The 15582-nt window shown below is 71.3% G+C and carries 15 protein-coding genes; 6 read left to right on the forward strand and 9 right to left on the reverse strand.

Features of this window, described 5'->3' with window-relative positions; all coding sequences use genetic code 11:
• Positions 1–522: a copper resistance CopC family protein gene (locus tag N865_RS00265; RefSeq protein WP_034800285.1), complete on the forward strand. Its 522-nt coding sequence runs from the start codon at positions 1–3 to the stop codon at positions 520–522.
• Here N865_RS00265 and N865_RS00270 read toward each other — a convergent pair.
• Complete coding sequence (locus N865_RS00270) at positions 503–1684, reverse strand: cytochrome P450 (protein ID WP_245603608.1); 1182 nt, start codon at positions 1682–1684, stop codon at positions 503–505. The two genes, N865_RS00265 and N865_RS00270, sit on opposite strands and share 20 nt — an antisense overlap.
• A gap of 217 nt (positions 1685–1901) precedes the next feature.
• On the opposite strand from N865_RS00270, the gene N865_RS00275 reads away from it, so the two are divergent.
• The 4 genes from N865_RS00275 to N865_RS22925 all read left to right on the forward strand — a co-directional run bounded on the left by N865_RS00275 (position 1902) and on the right by N865_RS22925 (position 4825).
• Positions 1902–2399, forward strand: coding sequence for a hypothetical protein (locus N865_RS00275; RefSeq protein ID WP_034800287.1), 498 nt, complete (start codon positions 1902–1904; stop codon positions 2397–2399).
• 83 nt (positions 2400–2482) lie between these two features.
• Positions 2483–3628, forward strand: a complete 1146-nt coding sequence (locus N865_RS21425) for a hypothetical protein (RefSeq protein WP_051509709.1) — start codon at positions 2483–2485, stop codon at positions 3626–3628.
• Positions 3629–3653: 25 nt separating this feature from the next.
• Positions 3654–4529 carry a nucleotidyltransferase family protein gene (locus tag N865_RS00285; RefSeq protein ID WP_051509713.1) on the forward strand — a complete coding sequence of 292 codons (876 nt, stop codon included), beginning with the start codon at positions 3654–3656 and terminating at the stop codon, positions 4527–4529.
• On the forward strand, positions 4526–4825 hold the full coding sequence (locus tag N865_RS22925) for a PqqD family protein (RefSeq protein WP_034800289.1): 300 nt from the start codon (positions 4526–4528) through the stop codon (positions 4823–4825). The genes N865_RS00285 and N865_RS22925 overlap by 4 nt, the downstream gene beginning before the upstream one ends.
• A 37-nt stretch (positions 4826–4862) precedes the next feature.
• Here the strand turns inward: N865_RS22925 and N865_RS00295 are convergent, their stop codons facing one another.
• Positions 4863–6227, reverse strand: a complete 1365-nt coding sequence (locus N865_RS00295; RefSeq protein ID WP_034800291.1) for an MFS transporter — start codon at positions 6225–6227, stop codon at positions 4863–4865.
• 109 nt (positions 6228–6336) lie between these two features.
• On the opposite strand from N865_RS00295, the gene N865_RS00300 reads away from it, so the two are divergent.
• Complete coding sequence (locus N865_RS00300) at positions 6337–7527, forward strand: NADH-quinone oxidoreductase subunit D (protein WP_034800293.1); 1191 nt, start codon at positions 6337–6339, stop codon at positions 7525–7527.
• A gap of 322 nt (positions 7528–7849) precedes the next feature.
• On the opposite strand, the gene N865_RS00305 is transcribed toward N865_RS00300, so the two are convergent.
• The 7 genes from N865_RS00305 to N865_RS00335 form a co-directional block, all read right to left on the reverse strand.
• Complete coding sequence (locus N865_RS00305; protein WP_034800295.1) at positions 7850–8350, reverse strand: DUF3180 domain-containing protein; 501 nt, start codon at positions 8348–8350, stop codon at positions 7850–7852.
• Entirely contained in the window at positions 8347–9234 is an 888-nt protein-coding gene (folK, locus tag N865_RS00310; protein ID WP_034800296.1) for a 2-amino-4-hydroxy-6-hydroxymethyldihydropteridine diphosphokinase, read from the reverse strand. Before folK ends, N865_RS00305 begins: the two co-directional genes overlap by 4 nt.
• Positions 9234–10097, reverse strand: coding sequence for a dihydropteroate synthase (folP, locus tag N865_RS00315; protein WP_245603609.1), 864 nt, complete (start codon positions 10095–10097; stop codon positions 9234–9236). The genes folK and folP overlap by 1 nt, the downstream gene beginning before the upstream one ends.
• 42 nt (positions 10098–10139) lie before the next feature.
• A complete protein-coding gene (locus N865_RS00320; protein ID WP_051509716.1) occupies positions 10140–11870 on the reverse strand; it encodes a phosphatidylglycerol lysyltransferase domain-containing protein in 1731 nt (576 codons plus the stop codon).
• Positions 11867–12439 carry a GTP cyclohydrolase I FolE gene (gene folE, locus N865_RS00325; protein ID WP_034800299.1) on the reverse strand — a complete coding sequence of 191 codons (573 nt, stop codon included), beginning with the start codon at positions 12437–12439 and terminating at the stop codon, positions 11867–11869. The genes N865_RS00320 and folE overlap by 4 nt, the downstream gene beginning before the upstream one ends.
• 3 nt (positions 12440–12442) lie before the next feature.
• Positions 12443–14551: an ATP-dependent zinc metalloprotease FtsH gene (gene ftsH, locus N865_RS00330; protein WP_034800300.1), complete on the reverse strand. Its 2109-nt coding sequence runs from the start codon at positions 14549–14551 to the stop codon at positions 12443–12445.
• A 186-nt stretch (positions 14552–14737) separates the two neighbouring features.
• Complete coding sequence (locus N865_RS00335) at positions 14738–15571, reverse strand: DUF1028 domain-containing protein (protein ID WP_034800301.1); 834 nt, start codon at positions 15569–15571, stop codon at positions 14738–14740.
• Positions 15572–15582 lie beyond the last annotated feature (11 nt).

A 15582-nucleotide genomic window follows, 5' to 3' on the forward strand; every position in this document is an offset into this window, starting at 1 on the left:
ATGCACCGGCTCGTCTCCCTCCTGCTCGCCCTCGGCCTCGTCGTCGCCCTTCCCGCGTCCGCCGTGGCCCACGACGTGGTCGAGAAGACGACGCCGAGCGACGGGTCGGTTCTCGAGCAGCTGCCCGGCACGGTGACGCTGACGTTCGCCGAGGCGCCGCTCGCCGTCGGGCTCCAGGTCGTCGTGACGGGACCGACGGGCAAGGTCAGCGAGGGAACCGCGACCGTCTCCGGCCTCGACGTGGTCCAGCCGATCAGCCCGGCCGCACCGGGCGGCGACTACACCGTCGGCTACCGGGTCACCTCGAGCGACGGCCACCCCGTCACCGGCACCTTCCACTTCTACGCGCGCGTGGGCCTCGACGGCTCGACCGCGAGCGGCCACCCGACGGTCCACGTCGACGCGGAGGACCCGGCTGCCGGCGCCAAGGACTCGCAGTTCGTCCCGATCATGCTCACGATCGTCAGCACACTCGTGCTGCTCGGGATCGGCGCCTACGTCTTCACGCGCGTCCGACGCTGAGGCGCTCGTAGCCCCGCAGCACGAACGTCGGTCGACGCACGGCCTCGACGACCTCGACCGGCCCGACGCGCCGCAGCAGGGCCCGGAGGCTGACCTGGAGCTCCATCCGAGCCAGCGGGGCGCCGAGGCAGAAATGCAGTCCGGCGCCGAAGGCGAGGTGCGGGTTGGGGTCGCGATCGGCCCGGAAGGCGTCGGGCTCGGCAAAGACCTCGGGGTCGCGGTTGGCCGCCCCGAGCAGCACGGCGACCTTCTGGCCCCGGCGGACCGTCACGCCGTGCAGCTCGACGTCGGCCGTCGCGGTCCGCTCGAAGAGCTGGAGGGGCGAGTCGTGCCGGAGCACCTCCTCGACGAGCCGCTCGACCGCGGCGTCGTCGTCGAGACGGGTGAGGACGCGGTCCCGCTCGTCCGGTTGCGCAAGGAGGGAGGCGAGGCCGTTGCCGAAACCGTTGACGCTCGCCTCGTGGCCCGCGTTGAGCAGGAGCACGACGGTTGCGACGAGCTCGCGCGGGGAGAGCCGGTCTGAGCCGTCGCGAGCCTCGACGAGCGACGTGAGCAGGTCGTCGCCGGGTCTCGAGGCTCGCGCGGTCGCGAGCGCCTCGACGTATGCCGCGAAGTCGGCACACGCTCGCTGCGCCGCCTCCTGCGCGGCCGGGCTCGGCGAGAGCTCGTACATCGCGACGATGGCCTGCGACCAGTCGCGCAGCTGCCTCCAGTCGTCGGTGGGCGCGCCGAGGAGCTCGCAGATGACGAGCACCGGGAGCGGCTCGGCAAAGGTCTCGATGACGTCGACGCTGCCGTCGGCGTCGAGTCGCGCCTCGAGGGTGTCGAGGAGGCGCTCGGCGATCTCCACGACACGTGGTCGCAGGCGTGCGACGTGCCCGCGGGCGAAGGCACCGGCGACGAGCCGGCGCAGGCGCGTGTGCTTCGGCGGCTCGGAGTCGAGGATCGAGTCGGCGTGGAGCCAGTCGAAGACGGTCCACGGGTCCTCGGGGCCGGCACCCGGCGCGGACCGGGGCACGATGATCCGGCCGAGCCGGCGGTCGCGGAGGGCGTCGTTGGCGGCGGCGTGCGTCGTCGTCACGTAGCGCTGGAGTGCCTCGTCCCAGACGACCGGGCCGCGGGCACGCGCCTCCGCGAGGTGCGGATAGGGATCTGTGACCACATCGTTACCGGACAAATCAACCATCGTGCCAGAATCCCTACCCGCGATGAGGGGCCCCGTGCCAAACTCCACCGTGGGCACGGCTCGGGGCTGTGACCCCGGTACAACACACCCATCTCACCACAGGCAAGCCTGACTCGCCGCAGCTGCACGATCTGCTAGCGTGCTCCGCACGGGTCTGGACTCCAGACACATACTTCTTTAGGGGCGGGAAATCATGCAGGACTCTCTCAAGAACGGTGTGTCGCGACGCACCGTTGTTGCCGGCGCGGCGTGGACCGTCCCGGCGATCGTGGTGGCCAGCGCCGCACCGGCCATGGCCGCCACGCCCATCGTGACCATCGGCGTCGGCCTGGCGTGCAAGCACCCCGGCAACCCGAAGCACTACCACTTCAACCTCACGGTCAAGAACAACGGTGGCACCACGACGACCGTGACCATCACGAGCATCGTGCTCATCCCGACGTCGGGCCAGAACGTCACCTTCAGCACGCTGCCGGCTCCGTTCGACGTCGCTGCGCACAGCAGCGTCTGCGTCGTCGTCGACTCCGACCTGACGGCCAACTCGGCGAACGGCACGCTGAAGGTCGGTTACGACTACACGGACTCGAACGGCCAGACGCAGCACTTCGACGCCGCCATCGACGTGAGCAGCATTCCGCCGTGCCAGCAGATCGGTGTGCCGGACTACCCGCACCCCAACTACAGCTGCTGACCGACCACGGCCGGCCGTCCACCCCCTGTCCTGCCGGGCAGGGGGTGGACGCGTCTCCGGCCCCCGCAGCCCGAAAGGACAGCATGAGCACGGACGTCGAGGTCCACGTCGGAGTCGAGCCGCTCCACGTCGAGGTCCTGGGTGTGGTCCACACGATTCACGCCGTCGACGAGAGGCAGCGAACGATGCTCGCGCGGGAATGGTCCCGCTGTGTGGTCGATGATGCAGCCGCAGCAGACGCCGAGGACGTCCACATCTCGGACGGGTACTCCGACCAGGAGGCCGGGTACGCCTTGGCCTCCGAGCTGACGATGAATGGCATCCTCGCCCGGCGCGGCAGCCACCTCATGCTCCACGCGTGCGGCCTCTCCGACGCCGAAGGCAACGTCCTCGCCATGGTCGCGCGCTCGGGCTCCGGCAAGACGACCGCAGCGCTCACCCTCAGCCGGTCCGGACTCGGCTATGTCACTGACGAGACCGTGGCTGTCGCCCCCTCCGGCGCCGTGCTGGCCTACCCCAAGCCGCTTTCCGTCGTCGACGACGAAGCCGCCGGGGGCCCCAAGAGGCAGCACGGTCCCGACGAGCTCGGACTTCCGGTCCCCCCCGAGCCGCTCCACCTCCGACGCGTCGTGCTGCTGGAGCGAGGGGGCGGCCACGAGGGGTCCCCACGGCTCGAGCCACTCCCCTTCGTCGACGGCCTGCTCGCCCTGATCCCGCAGACGTCGTCGCTGAGCAGGCTCGAACGACCGCTCCAGACCGCGTGCGAGCTCCTCGCCGGCTGCGGTGGCGTGTTCCGGCTTGTCTACACGGAGATCAGCGACGCGACCGAGCTGCTCCAGACCTTCCTCTCGCAGGCGAACGGCGAGACACCTGGCCCGAGCTGGGAGCCCTTCACCGAGGACGTGCCAACGGACGGCTCGATGGCGTGGGCCATCCTCGACAACCGCGTCCGGTTGAAGCCGCACACCGATGCTGTCCTCGTGGGCAACGAACTGGTGATCATGGTCGACGACGTGCCGATCCGGGTGGGCGGCCTCGGTCTGACCATCTGGCAGGCCTGCCGGGACGCCCCGACGCTCGCAGAGATCGGCGCGACCGTCGAGGAGCTCCACGGCAGTCATCCTGAAGCCGGTCGGATCATCGACGAGACGGTGGCCGGACTGCGGGAGGCCGGCGTCATCGCCTGGGGCCGACCGAGCCCGGTATCCGAGCTCGTGCGCGCCTTGTGACTGGCCCTGTGAGTAGCATTCACCCGTGACGAAGACAACCGCCGGCGTCCCCCTCGTCGTGCGTGTTGCCATGTCGCACGCGGCGGTCCAGCACGTCGCCCAGGCGTGCGGCATCGACGTCCTGCACATCAAGGGGCCCGCCCTCGATCCGAGTCTCACCTGGGAGGGGCGAGAGGGCACCGACGCGGATGTCCTCGTCAGGGCGTCGAATGCACAGGCTCTCGTCGAGGCCTTGCAGCGCAGCGGCTGGGAGCTCCACTCTCGCTTCGAGAACAGCTCGGCGTTCGAGCACTCGGCGACGCTCTGGCACCATCTCTGGGGGTATGCCGACATCCACCGGCTCTTCCCCGGCATCGGGATCGACCCGGACGCGGCCTTCGAGCGCCTTTGGGCCGACCACGGGCAGACGACCATCGCGGACGTCCCTTGCGCAGTGCCGAGCCTGCCCGGTCAGGCTCTCGTGCTGCTGCTCCACGCCGCGCGCGAAGGCGGTAGCCCGCGAAGCGCCGACGACATCAGATCGGCCTGGGGCGACGCCGGGGCCGACCAACGGGCTGCGGTTCGCACCCTGGTCGACGAGCTCGACGCGGGCGTCGCCTTCGCGGCGGCAACGGGCACCCTCGATGAGCATCGCGGTGCGCGCGAGTACGACCTCTGGGCGGTGTCGCTCCGGGGTGGCACCCGCTTCCAGGAATGGCGCGCCCGCATCAAGGCGGCTCCGAGCCGCCGCGAAGCGGCCTCGCTCGCCCTCCGGTCCATCCTCGTCAACACCGACCATCTCGCGATGCTGAGGGGCCACCAGCCCAGCGGTCCCGAGATCGCTGTCGAGTTCTTCGCTCGTCCCGTTCGAGGTGTGGCCCAGTCATGGCGCGCCTGGCGCTCGAGGCGAGGTCAAGGGTGACGACCCGCCTCCGCCGCGCGGGCAATGTGGCCACGATGCCGGGACTGCCCGACTCGGGTATCGGGTCGCACTACGTGGCCCTGCTGCCCAACGGGCCACTGATCAAGCTCGCCGGCACCGCCTCGATGATCTGGGAGGCAGCCGAGGACGGAGTCGAGGACACGTTGTCCGAGCGCGTCGCAGACCTGCTCGCTGACGTCAGCGCCGCCGATGTCGACGCCGATGTCCGGGCCTTCGTCGACGACCTCGTCGGCGCCGGCTACCTCGAGCGCTACGACCCGGCGGACGGCGCCTGACGCCGCGGGCCACGCGAACCCGGGTCGACCGCCGGGCTCATGACTGCACTGCCACGGAGGCGGCCGGCGCCACGGCGAGCTGCCCCTCCAGGTGCCGCTGCGCCATCCGGGCCGCCGGAGGGAGGGCCACCACGGCCGCGACGACGATCGCGGCGATGACGGTCCACCCCACGGCGCCCCACTCCATCGCAAGGAACGTGTAGGCGGCGGGGGCCCACACGCCACCCACCGTGTGCCCGAGGCGTCCGGCGCCCTGGTACTCGCCCCGACGGTCGGGGTCGGACAGCTCCGCGGTGAGCCCCCAGTCGGCCGCGGACTGGAAGAGCTCGGCCCCCGTGACCGTGACGTGGCCGACCCACACGAGCACGACAGTGACCCAGCCGACCGTGTCGTGCGTCACCGCGACGATGAGGCAGGAGAGCACGAAGAACGCGCTGCTGATCCTGCTGGCCCGGAGAGCGCCGGGCACCGTGTCGGCACCCCGGGCCGCCGAGACCTGCAGGAGCACCGCGAGGACGGTGTTGGTGCCGAAGAGCCACGCGAGAAGCACGCGGGGCGCGTCGGTCTCCTGCACCAGCCACAGGGGGATGACGACGTTGAGGAGCACCTGGTTGGTCCCCAGGACTCCCTGGCACACCTTCATGCCGAGATAGCCGACATTGCGCAGCGCCCCGGCCCTCTGACCGGTGACATCGTCCTCCGTCGTCCCGAGACGCTCGCCGTGCCCCTCACGATGCTCGTCCCCGATGACCTCGGCGGCACCTGGCGTCGCAACCGCCTCGACCTCCTCCAGGGCCGCGACCCCGTCGCCCCCGGCGACCGCATCGGGCAGCCGCGAGATGAGCAGCGCGTTGACCCCGAGGATCGCCGCGGTGAGGAGCGGCGCCGCCCGGATGACGTCGTCGCGGTTGGTCGCGAGCGCGAGGCCACCGATCAGCGCGCCGACGGTGAACCCGATGTTGAGGGCGCTGCGCATGAAGGCGAGCGAGCGCACTCGCTCCTCGCGGCTGAAGACGTCGAGGGTGTAGGCGCCGCGGCCGGCCCCCGCGGCAGCCCCGACGAGCTCGATGGCCGTGATGACCGCGACGTAGGCGACGAACCCGTGGATCGCCGGGTAGAGCAGGTAGACCGCCGCCTCGACGCCGGCCCCGACCGCCCAGACCCGCTTCGCACCGAGCCGGTCGGCGAGCCGCCCGAGCGGCACGGCGAAGCAGAAGGTCATGACGCCGGCGATCGTCAGGCCAAGGCCCACCTGGGCGGCGGTGAGGCCGACGACGTGGGTGAAGAAGACGGCGTTGCCGGTGAGGAAGAGGCCCTCACCGATGGCGAAGAGGATCGACTGTGCGCTGAGGCGCCTCGCGAGCGGGCTGGGGGGAAGGAGCCGGGTGAGACGTTCGCGCATCGGACAATTCGACCACAGGGCACCCACAGACCGCCCACGGACATCGACCCCACGCCCGTCGACCACGCTGCATACCAACCGGACGCAGCCACACGGCATACTCGACCCCATGACCGAGACGAGGGCCGCACGATCGACCGGCCGCGAACGGGCCCTGACGGTCGGGGTGGGTGCCGGTGGCCTCGCGACCGCCGACATGGTGCTCAACATCGGACCGCAGCACCCGGCGACCCACGGGGTGCTGCGCCTGCGCATCGTCGTCGACGGCGAGCGGATCGTGCGCGCGGAGCCGATCATCGGCTACATGCACCGGGGCGCCGAGAAGCTCTTCGAGGTGCGCGACTACCGCCAGATCATCGTGCTCGCCAACCGCCACGACTGGCTCTCGGCGTTCTCCAACGAGCTCGGCGTCGTCCTCGGCGTCGAGCAGATGCTCGGCATGGAGGTGCCCGAGCGGGCCGTCTGGGCGCGGACCGCGCTCGCCGAGCTCAACCGGGTCCTCAACCACCTCATGTTCCTCGGGTCCTACCCGCTCGAGCTCGGCGCGATCACCCCGGTGTTCCACGCCTTCCGCGAGCGGGAGGAGCTCCAGGCCGTCATGGAGGAGATCTCCGGCGGCCGCATGCACTACATGTTCAACCGGGTCGGCGGCCTCAAGGAGGACCTCCCCGCGGGCTGGCTCGGGCGCGCCGGACGGGCGATCGACAACGTTCGGGGGCGCCTTCCCGACCTCGAGCGTCTCCTCGTCGGCAACGAGATCCTCGAGGCACGGACCCGTGGGGTCGGGATCCTCCCCCGGGCCACCGCCGAGGCGTTCGGCGTCTCGGGCCCGATCGCCCGTGCCAGCGGGCTCGACGTCGACCTGCGACGCGACGCTCCCTACCTCGGCTACGGCGAGCTCTTCCGCCCCGGCGGCCCGGGCCGCGTCGTCACGCGCAACGAGGGCGACTGCCTCGCGCGCCTCGAGGTCCTCCTCGAGCAGACGCACGTCAGCCTCGACCTCGCCGAGGCGAGCCTCGACCGCCTCGTCGCCCTGCCGAGCGGGCCGATCAACGTCAAGCTGCCCAAGGTCCTCAAGGTCCCCGAGGGCCAGATCTACTGCGCGACCGAGAACCCCCTCGGCTTCAACGGCTACTTCCTCGTGTCGCGCGGCGAGAAGACGCCGTGGCGTCTCAAGCTGCGCTCGGCGTCGTTCAACAACATCTCCGTGCTGACCGAGATGCTGCCCGGCCAGCTCATCGCCGACATGGTCGCGATCCTCGGCTCGATGTTCTTCGTCGTCGGGGACGTCGACAAGTGATCGCACCCGTGAGCCGGGCCTCCTGGGTCCGGGCTGCTGCAGTAACGGTCATCACGGCCTGCGTGACCCTCGCGGCGGCCTGCTCCGACGAGGATGTCGTCGACACGATCCCGCCGCCTCGACCCAGCCGGACGTCGAGCCTCGACGGCCCCCAGGGGGTGCCTGAGGTGACGGCGACGTCGACGACCGCGCCGACAACCACCCGGACGACGTCTCCGTCGAACAGGAGGCCCACGGGCCGAACGCCCGGCAGCTCTCCTGGCAGGACGACCTCGACGAGCGCGGCACCGTGAGGGGCGGCGCGGCGCGGACGAGGTGAGCGTCAGCGACGGGCCGTCCCGTTGGTCGGCGGCTCATGCTCGTCGCCCTCGTCGTCGCGTGGCCGCACGCGGCACCAGCGCTGCACGAGCATGCCCGCGCCGGCGAGGAGGGCGGCGACGACCGCATGAATGAGGAAGGGCCAGATCCGCGCGCGCTGGGAGTCGACGTCGGCGTCCGGCAGCAGGACAAGGATGTTGGCGACGTACCAGCCGACGAGCACCGAACCCGTGAAGGCGCCGGCCTGGGCGAGCACGAGGGTGCGGGCCGCGCGCAACGGCGTCACCGACGCCACCCGCTGGCCGTCACGCACCTTGCGCACCTGCCAGCCCGCAACGAGCAGGGCACCGCCGAGGAAGACCATGACGACGAGCCCGATCCAGCCCAGCGGGGGCACGGCTGCGCCGCCCGAGGTGACCCATCGCAGCGCGAGCCACGCAAGGGTGGCCGTCGCGAGGGCGGTGAGGACGAGCGCGCTGACGCGCACCCCGGAGTGCGGTCTCACGCGTTCCCCCAATCCGGGCCGGGACGGACCCCTGACCGATCGACCCCGGCGAGCAGCTCTGACACCGGTCGTATGCCGCCGTCCCCCACTCCCACGCGCAGCCGCGCCCTCGCGTCGGCGGCCTCCCACGGGACGAGGACGAACGCACGTTCGCGGGCACGGGGGTGCGGGAGGGTCAGCTCGGGGTCGTCGCTGACGACCTCGTGGCGGCTCCCGGGCGCGCCATAGGCGATGAGGTCGAGGTCGAGGGTCCTTGCGCCCCAGCGGACCTCACGGGTGCGGCCGTGGCTCGCCTCGATGGAGTGGAGGGTGTCGAGCAGATGGCGAGGCGGGAGGTCGCTGCGCCCGACGACCACGGCGTTGAGGTAGGGCGGTTGCTCGGGCCCACCGACGGGATCGGTCTCGACGATCGGCGAGACGGAGGTGACGGTGATGCCGGCCTTCGAGCGGAGCTCGTCGACAGCGGCCGCCAGGGTCTGCCCCCGGTCGCCGAGGTTGGAGCCGAGGGCGATGACGACCTGGGGGGCGCCGGTTCGCACGATCCGGACCTGGACGTCGGTGAACGGGTGCCCCACCGGGGCCTCGGGCTTGTGGACGACGACCTCGACGGCATCGACGCGGTCATGGGTGAGGACGTCGTCGGCGATGACCTCGGCCAGCCGTTCGATGAGGTCGAAGGAGGGGCCGCTGATCCGGGCGACGACCGCGTCGGCGACCGCGGCGTAGTTGACCGTCCGGGCGAGGTCGTCGCTGCGGCCGGCTGGGGCGAGGTCGAGCGTCATCGTCACGTCGACGACGAACGTCTGGCCGTCGCGCTTCTCGAAGTCCAGGACACCGTGGGTCCCTCTCGCCGAGACGCCCTGGAGCACGATCCGGTCGGTCATCAGGCCTCTTCCTCGGGGGCGTGGTCGAGTGCAGCCTGGACGACGGCGAGGGCGCGGACCGTCGAGGAGACGTCATGGACGCGGACGCACCAGAGCCCGGCCATCGCGGCCATGACAGAGGTCGCCGTCGTCTCGACGTCGCGCTGGGCTGCGGGCCTCGGCGTGTCCCCCGGCTCACGGCCGAGTCGGCCGAGGAAGGCCTTGCGTGACGCGCCGAGCAGGATCGGCTGCCCGAGCTCGTGCAGGCTGGGGAGAGCGGCCATGAGCGACCAGTTGTGCTCCGCGGTCTTCGCGAAGCCGAGTCCCGGGTCGAGCACGAGGAGGTCCGGATCGATGCCACCCTCGACGAGGGCGTCGCGGCGCGCGGCGAGCTCACGGCATACGTCGTCGACGACGTCGGCGTAGACGGCGCGGGACTGCATGTCGGTGCTGTGGCCGCGCCAGTGCATGGCGATGAAGGGGAGTCGGTCGGACGCGACCCACGGGACCATCTCGGGATCGGCCAGGCCTCCCGAGACGTCGTTGACGATCGCGGCCCCGGCCTCGACCGCGGCCCGGGCCACGACGGCACGCATCGTGTCGATCGAGACGACGGCGCCCGCGGCCGCGAGCGCCGTGACCACGGGAAGCACCCGTCGGAGCTCCTCCTCGACCGACGGACGCTCTGCGCCCGGGCGGGTCGACTCGCCGCCAACGTCGACGATGTCGGCCCCCGCGGCGACCACCTCGAGACCGTGGTCGATGGCGGCCTGCGGCTCGAACCACTCGCCACCGTCGGAGAAGGAGTCGGGCGTGACGTTGACGACCCCCATGACGAGCGTCCGATCCTGCTGGGCGACGAGCTCGGTGGCGGTGGCGCGCATGTCGCTCATCCTGCCACCCGGCCGCCCCGGGCGGTCACGCGATCAGGCATGGTCGGTGACGCCGAGAATCCGCATCTTCGGCCACGTGAGGAAGGCCTCGGCCTCGAGCGAGGCCAGCGCCACCCGCGGGAGCGATCCACCCGGGTAGACGAGGAACCGGGAGACCCAGGCCGGCTGGAACTTCGCGTTGAACCGGTAGAGCGACTCGAGCTGGAACCACCGCGACGCGAAGACGAGCACCGAGCGCATGAAGCGCGTGATCGGGCCGGCCCCGAGCCGCTCGCCCCGCTCGAAGATCGTCCGGAAGGCCGCGAAGTTCAGCGAGACGCGGGAGACGCCGAGGTCACGGCACGCCTCGAGGGCGGACACGATGAGCAGCTCGTTGACGCCCGCCTCGGCCCCGCGGTCGCGACGCATCACGTCGAGCGAGATTCCGTCGCGCCCCCAGGGGACGAACTGGAGGAAGCCCCGCACGACACCGTCGCACGTCGCGATGACGACGACGGCGTCGGGGTCGAGGTCGTCGGCGACGCGACCGAGCGCCATCGAGAAGCCCCGTTCGGTCTCGCTCCCCCGCCACGCCGCAGCGTCGGCGAGCAGCTGGAAGCGCTCGGACGGCGCGAGGTCACGGACCCGGACGACGTCGGTCTCGTACCCGGCCCGTCGGACGCGCCCGACCATCTGGCGGACGTTGCGCATCGCGCGACCCTCGAGGGAGAAGGAGGCGACGTCGACGACGGCCTCGTCACCGAGCTCGAGGGCGGCGAAGTCCGTCGCCCGGGTCCACGCGGTGCCGGCCCGCTCGGAACAGCCGAGGACCGCGGGAGTCCACGCGTGACGCTCCGCCTCATCGAGGAAGTTGGCGATCGCACCGGGCCAGGCCTCGGGGTCGCCGATCGGGTCGCCGCTCGCCAGCATGACCCCGCCGACGACGCGGTAGGCGATGGCCGCCTTGCCGGAGTCGGACCAGATGATGCTCTTGTCCCGGCGCAGGTTGAAGTAGCCGAGGGAGTCCGGCGAGCGCTCGAGGAGCGAGCGGAGCCGAGCGTCGTCTTCCGGGGACAGGTCCGGCTGCGGCCGCGGTGCGCGCAGGGCCATGAAGACCGGCACGAGGAGGGTCATGAGCCCGAGGCCGAGCAGGACCGCTGCCAGGTAGTCGTCGAAGCGGCTGCGGACCACCAGGTCTCCCTCGATGCCGACCATCCCGAGCCAGACGTGCTGCAGGGTCGGCCACAGGCCGGGCCAGCCGCCGATGACCTCACGGTCGTACACGGCGACGAGCATGACCCCGATGGCGGTGCTCGTGACGAAGAGCAGGACCGCGGCCCAGAGGGCTCGCCACCGCGTCGTCGGGTCGCCCACCGCGTAGAACTCGCGCCGATAGCGCACGAGCAGGTAGAGCAGGAGCGCCGACACGAGGGTGAGCGCGACGTGGAGCCGCAGCCCGTTGAGCACCAGCGACAGGGCGGCGAGGACGACGGCGGCCCGCCAGGCCCGGTGCTTGCGTCGACGGAGCGCGTTGGCGAGGAGGAGCAGGAGGATGCCGGCCACGACGACCAGGGCCGAGGCCGCGTTGGTCACGGCCCCCGGCAGCACGTCCGAGACCCAGCTGAACCGGGATCGGAAGGAGTGGAAGAGGCCGCTGATGATGTTGAGGAACGCGGCGGCATACACGACGCCGGCGACGAGACGCGGCACGCGGCTCGCTGAGGCCCCGAGCCGCTCGAACGTCGAGGGGAGGGTGGAGGGTCGGTGCGAGACCCGATCGGTCACTTGTTCCCCTCGAGCATCAGCGCCATGGCCTCCGCTCGCGTGGCGGGGTCGCGCAGCTGGCCCCGGACGGCGGACGTGATCGTGCTCGCGCCGGGCTTGCGGATGCCGCGCATCGACATGCAGAGGTGCTCGGCCTGGACGACGACGATGACCCCCTGCACCATGAGGTGCTCGACGAGCGCGTCGGCGATCTGGGTCGTGAGCCGCTCCTGGACCTGCGGCCGACGGGCGAAGACCTCGACGAGCCGGGCGAGCTTGGACAGGCCGGTCACGCGGCCGTCCTTCCCCGGGATGTAGCCGACGTGCGCCACCCCGTGGAAGGGCACGAGGTGGTGCTCGCACGTGCTGTAGAGCTCGATGTCACGCACGATGACGAGCTCCTGGTGGTCGATCTCGAACGTCGTCCCGAGCACGTCGGCGGCCGACATGTCGAGCCCGGCGAAGATCTCGGCATACGCCCGGGCGACCCGCTGCGGCGTGTCCTGCAGGCCCTCGCGCTCGGGGTCCTCCCCGACGGCAAGGAGCAGCTCGCGCACCGCGGCGGCGGCGCGATCGTGGTCGATCGGCATGGATCAGTCCTTCTCGCCCGGGTTGACGGGCCAGTCCGCGGGAACCTCGATGACCTGCGTCGGCGGGTGCTCCTCGGCGAGCGGGTGCGACCCGACCGCCGCCGCCTCGTCGATCTTCTCCTCGACCTCCGGGTTGGCGGGAACCGGCGGCGGCAGGTGGCCGTTCTGGCCGTTCTGACCGTTCTGGGACGCCGCGATCTCGGCCGGCGTGAGGACCGGCGGGCGGTCGCTGACCTGGCGCAGCTGCGAGGAGAGCCAGGTGGGGCGCTCGGGCTGCTTGACGATCGAGGAGAAGATGGCCGCGAGCTCGGCCTGGTTGAGCGTCTCCTTCTCGAGGAGCTCGAGGACGAGCCGGTCGAGGACGTCGCGGTTGGCGTTGAGAGCGGCATACGCCTCGTTGTGCGCCGACTCGATGAGCGCGCGCACCTCCTCGTCGACGACCCGCGCGATCTCCTCGGAGTAGTCGCGCTGGTGGCCCATGTCGCGCCCGAGGAAGACCTCGCCGTTGCTCTGCCCCAGCTTGATCGCGCCGATGCGCTCGGACATGCCGAAGTCGGTGACCATCTTGCGGGCCATGCCGGTGGCCTTCTCGATGTCGTTGCTCGCGCCGGTCGTCGGCTCGTGGAAGACGATCTCCTCCGCGACGCGACCGCCGAGCGCGTAGGCGAGCTGGTCGAGGATCTCGTTGCGGGTCGTGGAGTACTTGTCGTCGACCGGCATGACCATCGTGTAGCCGAGGGCGCGCCCGCGCGGCAGGATCGTCACCTTCGTCACGGGGTCGGTGTGGTTGAGCGCCGCGGCGACGAGGGCGTGGCCGCCCTCGTGGTAGGCCGTGATCTTGCGCTCCTTCGCCGACATGATCCGGGTCCGCTTCTGCGGGCCCGCGATGACGCGGTCGATGGCCTCGTCGAGGGCGATGTTGTCGATGACCTTCTTGTCGCTCCGGGCCGTGAGCAGCGCGGCCTCGTTGAGGACGTTGGCGAGGTCGGCACCGGTGAAGCCCGGGGTGCGGCGGGCGACCGCGAGCAGGTCCACGTCGGGAGCCATCGGCTTGCCCTGCCCGTGGACCTCGAGGATGCGGTGCCGGCCGATCATGTCGGGCGCGTCGACGGCGATCTGGCGGTCGAAGCGTCCGGGGCGCAGCAGGGCGGGGTCGAGGATGTCGGGCCGGTTGGTCGCCGCGATGAGGATCACGTTGGTCTTGACGTCGAAGCCGTCCATCTCGACGAGCAGCTGGTTGAGCGTCTGCTCGCGCTCGTCGTGACCGCCGCCGAGACCGGCGCCGCGGTGGCGACCGACGGCGTCGATCTCGTCGACGAAGACGATGGCGGGCGCGTTGGCCTTGGCCTGCTCGAAGAGGTCGCGGACGCGGCTCGCGCCGACGCCGACGAACATCTCGACGAAGTCCGAACCGGAGATCGAGTAGAACGGCACGCCGGCCTCACCGGCGACCGCGCGAGCGAGGAGGGTCTTGCCGGTACCGGGCTGGCCGTAGAGCAGGACACCCTTGGGGATCTTGGCTCCGACGGCGAGGAACTTCGCGGGCTCCTGGAGGAACTCCTTGATCTCCTGGAGCTCCTCGATCGCCTCGTCGCAGCCGGCGACGTCGGCGAAGGTCACCTTCGGGGTGTCCTTCGTCGCGAGCTTGGCCCGCGACTTGCCGAACTGCATGACCCGGTTGCCGCCGCCCTGCATCTGGCCCATGAGGAACCAGAAGAGGCCGAGGATGATGAGGATCGGCAGGACGGAGAAGAGGAGGGAGCCGAACCAGCTCGGCTCGTCGATCTGGTCGTCGACACCCTTGGGCGGGGCCGCCTTGTTGAGCGCGCTGACGACGTCGGCACCGCGGGCCTGGACGTAGTAGGCGTAGACCGACTTCGCGTCCTTCACCTGGCCGTCGGGCGAGGTGTAGCCGTTCTTGAGGGTCAGCTCCATCTTCTCGTTGTTGAGCAGCTTCGCCGACTCGACGTTGCCGGAGGTGATCTGCTTCATCGCCTCCGAGGTGTCGATGCGCGGCGCCCCCGACTCGGAGAACATCAGCCCGAAGACGAGCATGCTGATGAGGAGCAAGATCCACACCAAGGGGGTTCGCAGAATCCGCTTTGCGTCCATGTACGTGCGGGGCGGTCGGCCCCGGTCCTCCTGCTCATCCGGCGAGTTAGTCCACCGGCACAACGTCCGGTAGACCCCCAGTGTTCCGCATCTGCGCCGCTCGCGGGCAAACGGCCCAGCCCGGTCGATGTATCGGCGCACCCCCTGGCTCGCGCGGATACATCGAACCGGGGCGTCAGGAGGCCGTCAGCGGGGGTCAGGGGTGGCGGCGCGGAGGGCCTCGAGAACCCGGGCGTCGATGCCGTCCGGGCTGAGCCGGGCCTCGTAGTTGGCGTTGCCGGCCCAGTCCGCCAGGACGTGCGCGGGGTCGTCGCCGGTGAAGCCCAGTCGGGCGAGCCGCTCACGCACCTCGTCGGCGAGCGGGCCCGCCAGCGGCCGGACGTCCTCCGGCTTGCCGAAGTACATCTCCCACTCGGCGAGCAGGCGCCCGAGCTCGGTGACCGGATCGGCGTGGTCGTCGACGCGGAGGTCCGCGAGCACCCCGCTCGCGTCGTAGCCGGAACCCGGCTCGACGGCATACAGCGCGGCGCTCTGGCGCCCCCGGGAGTCGCCCCCGGCCGCGTCACCCGCCACGAGGGCGGCGTGGAGCCGCTGAGCGAACGGCCGGCCGGTCGAGGCGAGCCACGCGCGCTCCATCGCCTCGACGACCTCGGGCCCGGTGAGGATGTTGCCCTGGATGGCGTATGCCGTGTCACCATCGTCGCGCGCCACGCCCCCGGCCCAGGCGTTGCACTCGGAGCCGGTGAAGGTCGCCGCCGACGATGCGCCGACGACCCCGACCTGCCGGGTCTCGCGGCCCGGGTCGAGGGCGGTGGCCGCGGCGAGGGCTCCAGAGGCCGACTCACCGGAGGCGAGCCGGCCGATGAGCTCGTCGAGGTAGGCGACACGGGCGTAGGACTGCGTGGCCACGGCGCCGACCCCGATCCGGGCGGCCGGGACGACGGCGCCGACGGCGAGGAACTTGCTGGCGACAGCGACGCCGTACGCCTCACCCTGGCGGGCGACGATCGAGAAGGTCATGCGGGCCATCC

The sequence above is a fragment of the Intrasporangium oryzae NRRL B-24470 genome (assembly GCF_000576595.1).
GTDB lineage: Bacteria > Actinomycetota > Actinomycetes > Actinomycetales > Dermatophilaceae > Intrasporangium_C > Intrasporangium_C oryzae.

What these genes read in the sequence shown, in the direction of transcription:
- N865_RS00265 (WP_034800285.1), top strand. Translation starts at nt 1, where the DNA reads ATGCACCGGCTCGTCTCCCTCCTGCTCGCCCTCGGCCTCGTCGTCGCC.
- N865_RS00275 (WP_034800287.1), top strand. Translation starts at nt 1,902, where the DNA reads ATGCAGGACTCTCTCAAGAACGGTGTGTCGCGACGCACCGTTGTTGCC.
- N865_RS21425 (WP_051509709.1), top strand. Translation starts at nt 2,483, where the DNA reads ATGAGCACGGACGTCGAGGTCCACGTCGGAGTCGAGCCGCTCCACGTC.
- N865_RS00295 (WP_034800291.1), bottom strand. Translation starts at nt 6,227, where the DNA reads ATGCGCGAACGTCTCACCCGGCTCCTTCCCCCCAGCCCGCTCGCGAGG.
- N865_RS00300 (WP_034800293.1), top strand. Translation starts at nt 6,337, where the DNA reads ATGACCGAGACGAGGGCCGCACGATCGACCGGCCGCGAACGGGCCCTG.
- folK (WP_034800296.1), bottom strand. Translation starts at nt 9,234, where the DNA reads ATGACCGACCGGATCGTGCTCCAGGGCGTCTCGGCGAGAGGGACCCAC.
- folP (WP_245603609.1), bottom strand. Translation starts at nt 10,097, where the DNA reads ATGCGCGCCACCGCCACCGAGCTCGTCGCCCAGCAGGATCGGACGCTC.
- folE (WP_034800299.1), bottom strand. Translation starts at nt 12,439, where the DNA reads ATGCCGATCGACCACGATCGCGCCGCCGCCGCGGTGCGCGAGCTGCTC.
- ftsH (WP_034800300.1), bottom strand. Translation starts at nt 14,551, where the DNA reads ATGGACGCAAAGCGGATTCTGCGAACCCCCTTGGTGTGGATCTTGCTC.
- N865_RS00335 (WP_034800301.1), bottom strand. Translation starts at nt 15,571, where the DNA reads ATGACCTTCTCGATCGTCGCCCGCCAGGGTGAGGCGTACGGCGTCGCT.